The following is a 12,831-nucleotide window of genomic DNA, read 5'->3' on the forward strand; positions in this document are numbered from 1 at the left end:
CCGCCACGCTCCTGTTCGGCGACGACCAGACCCGCATGACGGTGCCCGTAACGATCGCCGGCGCCGGCCCCTTTCCCTTCATCGTCGATACCGGCGCACAGCGTACCGTCATTGCCCGCGAACTCGCCGCCACGCTCGGCCTCGCGGCGGGCCGGACCGTCCGCGTCACCGGCATGACCGGATCGGACAGCATCGGTACGGTCATCATCCCCTCGCTCAAAGTCAGCGTGATCGGCAGCAAGGCGATCGAGGCGCCCGCGATCAGCGCGATCAACCTCGGCGCGCGCGGGTTGCTCGGGATCGACATGTTGCAGGATCATGCGGTGGGGATCGACTTCGACACGAAGACGATGACCGTCACCCCCTCGCGCAAACGTCAGACTCGCGAACGCGCCGCCCCCGACGAAATCGTCATCCGCGCGCGCAGCCTGTTCGGGCAGCTCGTCGTCACCGACGCCTATTGCAACGGCATCCGTATCCGCGTGATCCTCGACACCGGCACCTCGGTCAGCATGGCCAATGCCGCGCTCCGCCGGAAGGTGACGCGCAAGGGCCTCGGCAGCGCGGGGGCGTCGCAGCCCGTGTCGCTGACCGGCGTCACCGGCGAAACCGTGGTCGCGGATTACACCACGATCGACCGCGTCTCGATCGGCAGCCTGACGCTCGGCGACCTGCCCGTCGCGTTCACCGCGATCGATGCGCCGCCGTTCCGCCAGTTCGGCTTGTCCGAGCGCCCGGCGATGCTGCTCGGGATGGACGTGCTGCAACTGTTCCGCCGCGTCGACATCGACTTTGCCAACCGCGAGGTGCGGCTCACTTTGCCCCGCGGAACACGCCGACGGTGAGCGCCGCGGCGTCGAGGTTGCGTCGGCGCCTGTTCGCTGCAACTCTCTGTGCCGGAACGAACAAGGGGACGACGATGCGCGCGACTGGCTGGCTACTCACGGCGGCGATTTTGACCACGCCTGTTACTGCACAGGCGCAATCGCGGCCCGACCAGAAGGCGTTTCTCGGGCTCTACAAGGAGCTGGTCGAGACCAACACGACCATATCCTCCGGCAGTTGCACGCAGGCCGCGGCACAGATCGGCGCGCGTCTGAAGACGGCGGGCTATGCGGACGCCGACATCACCTATTTCTCGGTGCCGGAGCACCCCAAGGACGGTGGGCTGGTCGCGGTGCTGAAGGGATCGGACGCGTCGATCAAGCCGATGCTGCTGCTAGCGCATCTCGACGTGGTCGAGGCCAAGCGCGAGGATTGGGTGCGCGATCCGTTCAAGCTGATCGAGGAAGGCGGCTATTATTACGCGCGCGGCACGGTCGACGACAAGGCGCAGGCGGCGATCTGGTCCGACGCGATGATCCGCTTCAAGACGAGCGGCTACAAGCCGAAGCGGACGATCAAGCTGGCGCTCACCTGCGGCGAGGAGACGACGTTCGCGTGGAACGGCGCGCAGTATCTGGCGAAATCGAAGCCCGACCTGATCGCGGCGGAGTTCGCGCTGAACGAGGGCGGCGGCGGGCGGCTCGACGATAACGGCAAGCGCCAGTTGCTCGCGATCCAGGTCGGCGAGAAGGCGGCGCAGAACTACACGTTCCTCGCCACCAACCCGGGCGGGCACAGCTCCCAACCGATCCCCGAGAACGCGATCTACGAGCTCGCCGACGCGGTGAAGGCAGTCCAGGGCTACGAGTTTCCGGTGAAGTTCACCGATACGACCAAGGCGTTCTTCGCGGCGAGCGCCAGGGCGATGCCGGGCGAGATGGGGGATGCGATCACGAAGCTGCTCGCGAACCCCGAGGACAAGGCGGCGGATGCGATCGTCAGCCGCGACAAGGCGATGCATTCGACGCTGCGGACGACGTGCGTGGCGACGTTGCTGAACGCAGGTCACGCGGAGAACGCCTTGCCGCAGCGCGCGACGGCGAACATCAACTGCCGCATCTTTCCGGGCGAGACGGTCGACGGCACGCTCGCCAAGCTGAAGGAACTGGCGGGGGCGAAGGTGACGGTGACCGCGAACCAGCCGGTCCGCCCGACCGCGATCCCGCCGACGCTCGATCCGAAGATCATGGGCCCGGTGACCAAGGTCGCGGCGAAGCACTTCCCCGGCCTGCCGATTCTCCCACTGATGTCGACCGGGGCGACCGACGGCATTTTCTTCGAGGCGATCGGAATCCCGGTCTACGGCGCGCCGGGCGTCTTCATCGACAAGGACATGGGCGGCATCCACGGCCTCAACGAACGAATTCGTGTGAATTCCCTGTACGACGGCCGAGACTACCTCTTCGACCTCGTAAAGGCCTTCGCGGGGTGAGTGCACTGTCCCTCGCCCCTTCGGGGAGAGGGAAGGAGGAGCCGCAGGCGACGGAAGGGAGAGGGGCGTGAGGCTCGAGACGGTGGCCTACAACACCCCTCACCCTTCCCACGGCAAGCGCCGCGGGCCCCTTCCCTCTCCCCGGAGGGCGAGGGAGGTTAGACCGTAACCTGTTCGCCCAGTTCGAGCACCTTGCCGGGCGGGATTTTCAGGAAGTCGGTGGGGTCGCTGGCGTTGCGTTGCAGGAACAGGAAGATCCGGTCCTGCCAGGGCGGCATGCCCTTCTCTGCATCCGGCTTCAGCGTGTTGCGGCCGATAAAGAACGAGGTGCGCATCGGGTCAAGCCCGAGCTGTTCGGTCTTGTTGCCGACGCCGAGATCGCGCGGCACGTCAGGGGATTCCATAAAGCCGTAGGTCAGCACGACGATCGAGAAATTGTCGTCGACGCGTTCCACCTTCGCGCGCGCTGACTCCTCGACGAACGGCCGGTCGGCGGTGCGGATGCTGACGATCAGGTTGCGCTCGTGGAGCACCTTGTTGTGCTTGAGATTGTGCAGCAGCGCGCCCGGCGTCGCGTGCGGGTTGCCGGTAAGGAACACGGCCGTCCCTGACACGCGCTCGGGCGGACGCTTCTCCAGCGCCGAGGCGAGGTCGCTGAGCGGGATGCTCTGGCGCTTTTCGAACGTGCTGACGATCTTCTTGCCGCGCACCCAGGTGAAGATGATCAGCCCGATCGCGGCGGCGATGACCAGCGGCACCCAGCCCCCTTCGATCACGCGGAGGATGTTCGCGCCGAAGAAGATCAGGTCGAGCGTCAGGAACGGCAGGATCGCGGCAAGTGCCAGTGGGCGCGACCAGTTCCAGCGGTGGCGGACGACGATATACGCCAGCAAGGTGGTGACGACCATCGTGCCGGTCACCGCGATGCCGTACGCCGCCGCCATCGCCGACGACGTCTTGAACTGGATCACCAGCACCAGCACGCCGATCAGCAACAGCCAGTTGATCGCAGGGAGGTAGATCTGACCGGCGAACACCGCGGAGGTCTGGCGGATGCGCAGCCGCGGGAGCAGGCCGAGTTGGATCGCCTGCTGCGTCAGCGAGAACGCGCCGGTGATGACCGCCTGGCTGGCGATGACCGTCGCGAAGCCGGCGAGGATGATCAGCGCCGGGCGCAGCGATTCGGGCGCCATCAGGAAGAACCAGTCCTGATTGACGAACGGCACGCCGCGCGCCGCCGCATCCTCGAGCCGCGACAAGGCGAACGCACCTTGCCCGAGATAGTTGAGCGCGAGCGCCGGGAAGACGAGGAAGAACCAGCCGATGCGGATCGGCAGCTTGCCAAAATGGCCCATGTCGGCGGTCAGCGCTTCGGCACCGGTGACGGTCAGGAACACCGCGCCGAGCACGAACAGGCCGGTGACGCCGTGCGTGGCGAGGAACGAGATGCCGTAGGTCGGCAGGAACACGCGGACGATCGAGGGTTCGTCGGCGATGTGCCAGATGCCGAGCGCACCGATCGCGACGAACCAGAGGATGCAGACCGGGCCGAACAGCTTCGACACCTGCGCGGTGCCGCGCGACTGGATCAGGAACAGCGCGATCAGGATACCGATCGTCAGCGCGCGGACGACGCCCTCGTTGAAGATGTGCGCGGCGCTCGGAATCGTCCGCAGGCCCTCCATCGCCGACAGCACCGACAAGGCGGGCGTGATGATCGCATCGCCGTAGAACAACGACGCGCCCGCCGCGCCGAGCACGATCGCGATCCGCGACCGCATCCCCAGCGCGCGACGGGCGAGCGCGGCCAGCGCCAGCACGCCGCCCTCGCCCTGGTTGTCGGCGCGCATCAGGAAGATGACGTATTTGACGGTCACGACGAGGAACAGCGACCAGAGCGCGAGGCTCAGCACGCCGAGGATTTCGGTCGGATCGATGCCGCCCGCGGACGTCTGGCCGAGCGCCTCGCGGAACGCATAGAGCGGGCTGGTGCCGATATCGCCGAACACCACGCCGATCGCGCCGACGGTCAGCGCGGCGAGTGCGGGGTGCGGGTGAAGATGCGCTGCGGACAGATCCGACGGCGCGCACGCCTGCCCAGCCGATTCCTCGGCGGTGGGTTCGGTCACGACTGCAGTTTGGGGTGTTCCGGCGACGGACGTCATGGCGCGAAGAGCGCTCCTCCTGAGGGGACGGCGCGCTTTACGCCGATTGGGGGCATGCGCAAGTCCTGCTGGTTTGGCGCGATGGCGGGTTGATTCACGGGGCGTGCACCGGCATGGCGAGGAAATGGTTCCCTTTTCGTTCGGCGGGCATGCGCTTCTGGCGTTGGCGCAAGGCGCGCTGTTTTGGCCGGAGCGGCGTGCGCTGCTGGTCGCCGACCTGCATTTCGAGAAGGCGAGCTGGTTCGCGAAACGCGGCCAGATGCTGCCGCCGTATGATTCGATCGCGACGCTGGCCGATCTCACCGCGCTGGTCGCGGCAACGGGCGCGCGCGAGGTCTGGTGCCTCGGCGACAGCTTCCACGATAGCGACGGGTGCGAGCGGCTGCCGCAACGCGCGCAGGACATGCTGCGGGCGATGACCGACGGGACGCGGTGGACGTGGATCACGGGCAATCACGATCCGGCGATCCTCGATCGGTGTGGCGGGGAAGTGGTGGACGAGGTGGTCGTCGACGGGCTGGTGCTGCGACATGAAGCGGACCGGGCGGAGACGCGGCCGGAACTGTCGGGGCATTTTCATCCGAAGTTGCGGCTAAGGGTGCGGGGGAAATCGGTGGCGCGGCGGTGTTTCGTGGCGACGGCGACGAAGCTGATATTGCCGGCGTTCGGGTCGCTGACCGGCGGGCTGGACGTGGACCATCCGGAGATCGTTCGGGCCGTGGGCGTCGGCGCCGAGGCTATGGTGCCGGTGGCCGACCGGATGCTGCGGTTTCCGGTTGCAGCCTGACGTTCCGATCAGTCATCCCGGAGCGGGTGCGATGCTTCCCTGTCGAAACATAATCCCCTCCCTCCTTGTTCTCCCGCGAAGGCGGGAGCCCAGTCTGGGTCCCCGCCTTCGCGGGGAAACAAGCTACTTCGATCCGGTGATCTACTGGGGGGGCCCGCTAACGAAATTCAGCTAGAAATAGTCGGGAACGCCGCGCGAAAGGCGGCAACCTTCGGCTTGTCCCACATGACGACATACGGATGCGTCGGGTTCCGGTCGTAGAAATTCTGGTGATACGCCTCGGCCGGATAGAACGTCCCCGTCTCCAGCTTCGTCACGATCGGCCCGGAAAACGCATGCGTAGCGCCGAGTTGCGCGATGTAGGCGTGCGCCACCTGCGCCTGCGCCGGCGATTGCGGGAAGATCGCCGAGCGATAGCTTTCCCCGCTGTCGGGTCCCTGGCGGTTCAACGTCGTCGGATCATGCGCGATCGAGAAATATACGCGGAGCAACGTGCCGTAGCTGACCACGCGGGGGTCGTAGGCGATTTTGATGGCTTCGGCATGCTTCGTCGTCTCGGCGGAGACCTGATCGTAGGTCGCGGTCGCCTTAGTACCGCCGGCGTAACCGGTCGTGACCGCCTTAACGCCCTTCACATGCTCGAACACCGCTTCCATCGTCCAGAAGCAGCCGCCTGCGAGTACCGCGGTCTGGATACCGGGCGCTGCGGGGAGGTCGGTCTTGACGGCGGGGATGACGACGGCGCGGGCGCCTTGCGCGGTGCCGGTGGCAATGAACGCACCGGCGATACCGACGGCGGCGAGCGTGGCGAGAAGCGGCTTTTTCATGTTTTGATACATGGGGTTGCGGCTCGTCTTCGCTAGGCCATCGCCGCAGTTATCGCGCGGTGGCGGAGACGCTGTGCTCGAAATGGCTGGCGAAGGTCTGGCGCGCTTCGGCGGGCTGGAGCGCGAGCAAGCCGATGGCGCCGAGGACGAAACCACCGCTGAACTGCCAGAAGAAACTCGACTTTACGATGCTGCGCATGATGCGATCCCAATGAAACCCAGTGATGGCGCCGACCGGATAGGTCAGCGTCAGTTACGGACCGGCATGTCGTAGAGATGCCGGCCAACCACAATGTCGTTTTTAGAAACTCTCGATTAACGCGCCGTGGCCGATGCGTTCATCGTGCAGCAGGCATCGCCCGGCAGATTTGCCGGGAGATGTCCCCGCGTGTCTCGATTGTTGCTCGAACCTTCCGATCCTCCCCCGCCAGGGGGAGGTGGCACCGAAGGTGACGGAGGGGGAGGACACGAAACGTAGGTTACCCTTACCTCCCCCTCCGTCTGGCTAGGGCCAGCCACCTCCCCCTGGCGGGGGAGGATCGTTCAGCTTCGTCCTACTTCAGCGCTGCGCACGCCGCCTGAATGCGCGTGCAGGCCTCGCGGAGCAGCGCGTCTGACGTCGCGTAGCTGATCCGGAACGCCGGCGAGAGGCCAAACGCGGCGCCCTGCACGACCGCCACCTTGGCGTCGTCGAGCAGATAGCCGACCATCGCCTCGTCGGTGTCGATCAGGCGGCCGTTCGGCGTGGTCTTGCCGATGAGCTCGGCGAACGACGGGTAGACGTAGAACGCACCCTCCGGCGTCGGGCAGTGCATGCCGTCGATCTCGTTGAGCATCGACACGACCAGGTCGCGACGGCCCTGGAACGCGGTGTTACGTTCGGCGAGGAACGACTGGTCGCCGTTCAGGGCGGCGACAGCGGCGGCTTGGGCGATCGAGCACGGGTTCGAGGTCGACTGCGACTGGAGCTTGGCCATCGCCTTGATCAGCCACGATGCGCCGGCGCCGTAGCCGATCCGCCAACCGGTCATCGCATAGGCCTTCGAGCAGCCGTTGACGGTCAGCGTGCGCTCGAACAGCTCGGGGCATGCCTCCGCAATCGTCGCGAACTTGAAGCCGTCATAGACGATGTGCTCGTACATATCGTCGGCGAAGATCCAGACGTGCGGATGCTTCGCGAGCACCGCGCCGAGCGCCTTCAGCTCGTCGATCGTGTAGCCGGCCCCCGTCGGGTTCGACGGCGAGTTGAGGATCACCCACTTGGTCTTCGGCGTGATCGCCGCGTCGAGTGCCGCCGGATCGAGCTTGTAGCCGACCTCGGGGCCCGCCTTGACGATCACCGGCACGCCGCCGGCGAACTGGACGACGTCGGGATAGCTGACCCAGTACGGCGCGGGGATGACGACCTCGTCGCCGGGATCGATCGTCGCGACCATCGCGTTGAACAAGGTGTGCTTGCCGCCGACGTTCACGCTGATCTGGTCGGTGGTGTAGGTGAGGTTGTTGTCGCGCGCGAACTTGGCGACGATCGCCTGCTTCAGCTCGATCGTGCCGTCGACGTTGGTGTATTTGGTCTTGCCGTCGCGGATCGCCTGGATCGCGGCTTCCTTCACGAAGTCCGGCGTATCGAAATCGGGTTCACCCGCACCGAGGCCGATCACGTCGACGCCTGCGCGCTTCAGTTCGAGAACGCGCGAGGTGATCGCGAGCGTCGGCGAGGGGCTGATGCGGCCGAGCGCGGCGGATGCGTGCATGGTGTAACCTTTGCGGTTGTCCGCGAGCGTCGCCGCGGAATTCGCGGGCGCTATACGCGCCGATCGGTCGAATTCGCAACCGTAACGATGGCAGGAATGAGTCCGCGGACCGCATTTCCGATGAAGAATCCGGCGGTCAGGTCGGCTCGGATCAGCGGCGCCTCGGTTGCACGGCCCGATTCGAGCAGGTCGGTGCGGAGAATGCCAGGGAGAAGGCCGTGCCGTAGCGGCGGCGTGACTAGGGCTTCGCCGCGTTGGACAAACAGCGACGTGAAACTGCCTTCGGTGAGAAAGCCTTCCGCGTCCTCGAACACTACCTCGAACGTCCCCGCGGCTTTCCGCGGGTCGTCGTAGAAGGCGCGAGCGCTCGTCTTGTGGCGGAGGCGGAAGTCGGTCGCGGCGACGGGTAGCGGGACGATCGCGACGGTCGCTTGCGCAGGTGAGTGCGGGAGCGGTGCTGCCTCGATCGCGATCGCGCCCGATGGGCTGAGCAACAAGCGGATGCGTCGGGGTCCGCGCAACCGAAAGGTCGCGGCCTGGAGTTCGTTGCGCGCAGTGTGGCGGTCGAAGGTGAACCCCAAGGCCTCCGCGCTTGCCTTCATCCGCGCGAGATGCGCTTCGAGGCGGGTCAGGCCGTCGTCGGGATCGAACGCCATCGTCTCGATCAGGTCGAAGCGGCGCTGGCCGGCGGTGACGAACGCGCCTTTCGCGTGGCATTCGTCCCACTCTGCGTCGGTTGCGCTGTCGGCGACGATGCCTGAGCCGAGGCTCATCGTCGCCGCGCCGTCTTCGATCGCGATCGTGCGGATCGCGACGTTGAAGATCGCATCGCCGTTCGCGTCGAAACGGCCGATCGCACCGGTGTAGATACCGCGGACGCGCGCGTGCTCGACCTCGGCGATGATCTCCATCGCGCGTTGCTTGGGGGCGCCGGTGATCGAGCCGCACGGGAATAGCGCGGTCAGCACGTCCACCGCATCGCAATCGGGTTTCAATGTTGCGGTGACGGTCGAGGTCATCTGGTGGACGGTCGGATAGGTCTCGACGGTGAACAGGTCGGGGACCGCGACATGAGTGGCGACGCGCGACAGGTCGTTGCGCATCAGGTCGACGATCATGAGGTTTTCGGCGCGCTGCTTCGGGTCTGCGGCGAGTGCTTCGGCGAGCGTACGGTCGGCGTCGGGCGTGTCGCCTCGCGGCGCGGTGCCCTTCATCGGGCGGCAGGTGAGCGTGTCGCCGTCGAGCGCGAAGAAGAGTTCGGGGGAGAGCGACAGGAAGCGCGTCTCGCCGGTGTCGATCAGCGCGCCATAGCCCGCCTTCGCCTGACGCCGCAGCCGGGCATAGAGCGCGAGCGGGTCGCCGACGAACGGGACGGTGGCGGCGAAGGTAAGGTTGGCCTGGTAGATGTCGCCCGCCGCGATCAGGTCGAGTACGCGCGACAGGCTGGCGTCGTAGGTGTCGCGGTCGATCAGCGGCTCGGGCGCACCGGTCCACGCGCCCGCGGGGTCGGGGAGGAGGACGGCGACGTCTTCGGGCGCGATCGTCTGGTAGTCGGCGAACAGGCCGAACCAGAGCAGCGGGCCTTCGGTGCGGACGTCGACGGGCTTCGACGCGAGCGCGGCGCCGGCTTCGTAGGTGAGGTAGCCGGCGGCGTGCAGGCCCTCCGCGCGGGCGTTTCGTAACGCATCGAGCGCAGGGCGGACCTCGGCGAGCGTATCGGCGCGGACGATCCGGACGGGATCGCAGTACAATCGTGCCGGAGCACCCCCCTCGCGGGCGTCATCGAACAAAACGAAGGGCGCGGTCCACATCGCCGCGACTGTTGCACGGGGCACGGGGCAAACCGCAAGCGGCGATTGCTCCAACCGGTGCGCTATCCTATTTCAGCGGCATGACAAATCCTCCCCTCCGCGCTGCGCCCCCGCTCCGTGCTGCCATCGTGCCGGTCACGCCGATCCAGCAGAATTGCACGATCCTCTGGTGCACCGCGACGATGAAGGCGGCGGTGATCGATCCGGGCGGCGACCTGCCGCGGATCATGGCGGCGGTCGAACAGGCGGGGGTCACGGTCGAGAAGATCCTGCTCACGCACGGCCATATCGATCACGCGGGGGGCGCCAAGCGGCTGTCGAACGATCTCGGCGTACCGATCGAGGGGCCGCACGAGGCGGATCGCTTCTGGTTGCAGCGGCTCGATCAGGATGGGCCGAAATACGGGATTTCGGGCGTGAATTTCGAGCCGGACCGGTGGCTGGTCGAGGGTGATACGGTGTCGGTCGGGGATCTCGTGCTCGATGTGTACGAGACGCCGGGGCATACCGAGGGGCATGTGATCTTCCACCACGCGCCGTCGAAGTTCGCGCAGGTAGGGGATGTGCTGTTCCAGGGGTCAGTGGGGCGATCGGACATGCCTGGGGGCAATCACGAGACGCTGGTGAAGTCGATCGTCGAGAAGCTTTGGCCGCTGGGGAGCGATACGAGCTTCATTCCGGGGCATGGGCCGGCGAGCACGTTTGCGCATGAGCGGGCGACGAATATGTTCGTGAGCGATCGGGCGCTGGCGGAGTAGCGTCCGCTTGCATCCCTAGCTGTTCCCCCGCGGAGGCGGGGGCCCAGACTTAACCAAGGGCGGTACGCTTGGTCCCTGGGCCCCCGCCTTCGCGGGGGAACAAGAAACAGAAGCACCACCATTCAACGGCCCCACCCCGGCGAAAGCCGGGGTGGTTGCGAGCGTGAGGGTTGGTCTTACTTTCGCTCCGCTGCCGTTTCAGCGCGAACCGACTTGAACTCCGAACCATCGCGCCACTCGGGCCACGACCGACTGTTCGCCAGCTTCGTGCCGATCGTCTTGAACAGGTCCACGTCCTGCGCAGCACCACGCAGATCCCAGTCAGCACCCCATGCGTCACACGTCTGATGATAGCATTTCATATAGCCGTCGAGCCACGCCTGCCCCGCGGTCCGGCCGCCCTTGACCAGGTCGGGTGCGCCGCTGATCGCCATCAGCAGCAGCGTCGGCACGCCGCGCCGTGCGACCGAGAAATGGTCGGCGCGGTAGAACAGCCCGCGTTCGGGGAGCGCTTCGGGGGTTACGACGCGGCCTTGCGCGTTGGCGGCATCGCCGAGCATGTCCTCGAGGCTGTTCTGGCCCGCCCCGACCAGCATGACGTCCTTTGCGGGGCCAGCCGTCTGAAGGATGTCGAGCGTCAGGTTGGCGACCGTCTTGGCGGCCGGATAGACTGGGTTCACCGCATAGGTCTCCGAACCGAGCAACCCGCGCTCCTCGCCGCTCCACAGCGCGAAGACGAGGCTGCGGTCGGTCCGTGGCGCTTTGGCGAAGTTGCGCGCGAGATCGAGGACGCCCGCCACGCCGAGGCCGTCGTCGTTGGCGCCGGGGCGGATTGTGCGCCCCTGCGCATCGGGCGCACCGATGCCGTAGGCGTCCCAGTGCGCGCCGAACATCACGACCTCGTCCGCGTGCTTCGCACCCGGCAGCTTCGCGAGCACGTTCTGGCTCACGGCGGTGTCGTGCTTGACCGGCAGGTCGGTGGTGAACGCCTGCTTCAGCGCGACCGGACGGAAGTCGCTCCGCCGTGCTGCCTTGCGCAACGCCGCCAGATCGAGGCCCGAGGCCGCAAACAACCGGGTCGCCGCACCACCTTCGAGCCAGCCCTGGAGCATCACCCGCGATTCGGGATCTTTCCGGACGATGTCGTAATTCTCGCCGGCGGGGGCGGTGACGGTGTTCCAGCCGTAACCCGCACCCGCAGTGTCGTGAACGATCAGCGCGCCGACCGCGCCACGTCGCGCGGCTTCCTCGTATTTGTACGTCCAGCGGCCGTAATAGGTCATCCGGCGGTCGCCGAACTTGCCCTTCGCATCGTCGCCTGGGACCGCCTCGAAGTCGGGATCGTTGACGAGGAACACGGCCACCTTGCCCTTGAGGTCGAGGGCCTTGAAGTCGTCCCAGCCGCGCTCGGGCGCGCTGACGCCGTAGCCAACGAACACCATCGGCGCCTTAGCGATCGCGACGCGGTCGACCCCGCGGACCGTGCTCAGATAGACATCACGCCCCTGCACCAGCGCGGTGTCACCGGCGCGGACGGTGCCCGCGCCCATCCGGGTGTGGACGAGCGGCACCGGCTGCGTCCAGCTGCCGTTCGGGCCGCCGGGTTGCACCTTCATCGCCTTGAACTGCGCGATCAGCCAGGCGATCGTCTTGGTTTCGCCGGGGGTGCCAGGCGCGCGCCCCTCGAACGCATCGGAGGCTAGCGTCTTTACGTCGGCCGACAGGCGTTCGGGAGAAACTTGGGCAACCGCGGGCGACGCGGCGAGCAGCGTGGCGGCGGCAAGAAGATAGCGCGCGCTCATGCCTGCGACCCCGACGGCACGACCTGGAAGGTCTTGGCGGCCGGCACTGCGTTCGCTTGATACGCGATCGTCAGCGCCCAGCCGGCGAGCAACGCCATCAGCGCCCACGTCGCCAGTGCACCGCCTGCCCGCGGTACGCTCGACGTCGTCCGATCCATCCCGAACGCATGCGCTACACGCGCAATCACGAACACCGCGCCCGCGATCCACAGCCAGAGCGTCGATCCCCCCGCCAGTTCGATCAGCCCGATCAGAATCAGAATGAACGGCGCATATTCGGTGAAGTTCGCATGCGCGCGCATCCGCCCCTGCAACAGCGCATCGCCATTGTCGCCGATCAAGACGTTGCCCTTCACGCGCATCGGCACGATTCGGAAGGCGAGCCACAGATTGACGACGGCGGCGGCCGCTGCGATTGTCAGTGTCACGGGTAAAATCACGGCATTGCCCCTCGTTGGATGTCGGCCGGGGTCCTGCCACTGGTGACCAATGGTTGCAACGCGGGACGAAATCGCTATAGCGCCACGCTTCGCGAGCGTCAGGCCGCATGGGTTGCTTCAGGCGGCCGGCATTCATGCCGGTTGCCTGTATCCCGTGTCCGGACGTACTC

At 66.6% G+C, this 12,831-nt stretch carries 11 protein-coding genes; 4 read left to right on the forward strand and 7 right to left on the reverse strand.

Translation table 11 applies throughout. From position 1 onward, the window contains the following. The first annotated feature begins 35 nt into the window (after positions 1 to 35). Together C8J40_RS03405 and C8J40_RS03410 are read left to right on the forward strand one after the other, a co-directional pair. Entirely contained in the window at positions 36 to 845 is an 810-nt protein-coding gene (locus C8J40_RS03405) for an aspartyl protease family protein (protein ID WP_243693180.1), read from the forward strand. Positions 846 to 919: 74 nt separating this feature from the next. Next, positions 920 to 2,317, forward strand: coding sequence for a M20/M25/M40 family metallo-hydrolase (locus tag C8J40_RS03410; protein ID WP_132895758.1), 1,398 nt, complete (start codon positions 920 to 922; stop codon positions 2,315 to 2,317). Between the two features lie 158 nt (positions 2,318 to 2,475). Here the strand turns inward: C8J40_RS03410 and C8J40_RS03415 are convergent, their stop codons facing one another. Continuing rightward, a complete protein-coding gene (locus tag C8J40_RS03415) occupies positions 2,476 to 4,392 on the reverse strand; it encodes a potassium transporter Kup (RefSeq protein ID WP_243693192.1) in 1,917 nt (638 codons plus the stop codon). Between the two features lie 214 nt (positions 4,393 to 4,606). Here C8J40_RS03415 and pdeM point away from each other — a divergent pair, with 214 nt between their 5' ends. Beyond that, positions 4,607 to 5,269 (forward strand): ligase-associated DNA damage response endonuclease PdeM, encoded by a 663-nt coding sequence (gene pdeM, locus C8J40_RS03420; RefSeq protein ID WP_132895760.1) that lies wholly within the window; start codon positions 4,607 to 4,609, stop codon positions 5,267 to 5,269. Between the two features lie 167 nt (positions 5,270 to 5,436). Here the strand turns inward: pdeM and msrA are convergent, their stop codons facing one another. The 4 genes from msrA to pabB form a co-directional block, all read right to left on the reverse strand. After that, complete coding sequence (gene msrA, locus C8J40_RS03425) at positions 5,437 to 6,096, reverse strand: peptide-methionine (S)-S-oxide reductase MsrA (RefSeq protein ID WP_132895761.1); 660 nt, start codon at positions 6,094 to 6,096, stop codon at positions 5,437 to 5,439. Between the two features lie 49 nt (positions 6,097 to 6,145). Continuing rightward, positions 6,146 to 6,295 carry a hypothetical protein gene (locus C8J40_RS20165; protein WP_165895481.1) on the reverse strand — a complete coding sequence of 50 codons (150 nt, stop codon included), beginning with the start codon at positions 6,293 to 6,295 and terminating at the stop codon, positions 6,146 to 6,148. A 355-nt stretch (positions 6,296 to 6,650) separates the two neighbouring features. After that, positions 6,651 to 7,850 (reverse strand): pyridoxal phosphate-dependent aminotransferase, encoded by a 1,200-nt coding sequence (locus C8J40_RS03430; RefSeq protein WP_132895762.1) that lies wholly within the window; start codon positions 7,848 to 7,850, stop codon positions 6,651 to 6,653. Positions 7,851 to 7,900: 50 nt separating this feature from the next. Continuing rightward, entirely contained in the window at positions 7,901 to 9,661 is a 1,761-nt protein-coding gene (gene pabB / locus C8J40_RS03435; RefSeq protein ID WP_132895864.1) for an aminodeoxychorismate synthase component I, read from the reverse strand. A gap of 80 nt (positions 9,662 to 9,741) precedes the next feature. On the opposite strand from pabB, the gene C8J40_RS03440 reads away from it, so the two are divergent. Continuing rightward, positions 9,742 to 10,419 (forward strand): MBL fold metallo-hydrolase, encoded by a 678-nt coding sequence (locus C8J40_RS03440; RefSeq protein ID WP_132895763.1) that lies wholly within the window; start codon positions 9,742 to 9,744, stop codon positions 10,417 to 10,419. A gap of 176 nt (positions 10,420 to 10,595) precedes the next feature. Here the strand turns inward: C8J40_RS03440 and C8J40_RS03445 are convergent, their stop codons facing one another. Beyond that, a complete protein-coding gene (locus C8J40_RS03445) occupies positions 10,596 to 12,221 on the reverse strand; it encodes a M28 family metallopeptidase (RefSeq protein ID WP_132895764.1) in 1,626 nt (541 codons plus the stop codon). Then, a complete protein-coding gene (locus C8J40_RS03450; protein WP_132895765.1) occupies positions 12,218 to 12,661 on the reverse strand; it encodes an MAPEG family protein in 444 nt (147 codons plus the stop codon). The genes C8J40_RS03445 and C8J40_RS03450 overlap by 4 nt, the downstream gene beginning before the upstream one ends. Between the last annotated feature and the right edge of the window lie 170 nt (positions 12,662 to 12,831).

It is taken from the genome of Sphingomonas sp. PP-CC-3A-396, assembly GCF_004343105.1.
Taxonomy (GTDB): Bacteria; Pseudomonadota; Alphaproteobacteria; order Sphingomonadales; family Sphingomonadaceae; genus Sphingomonas.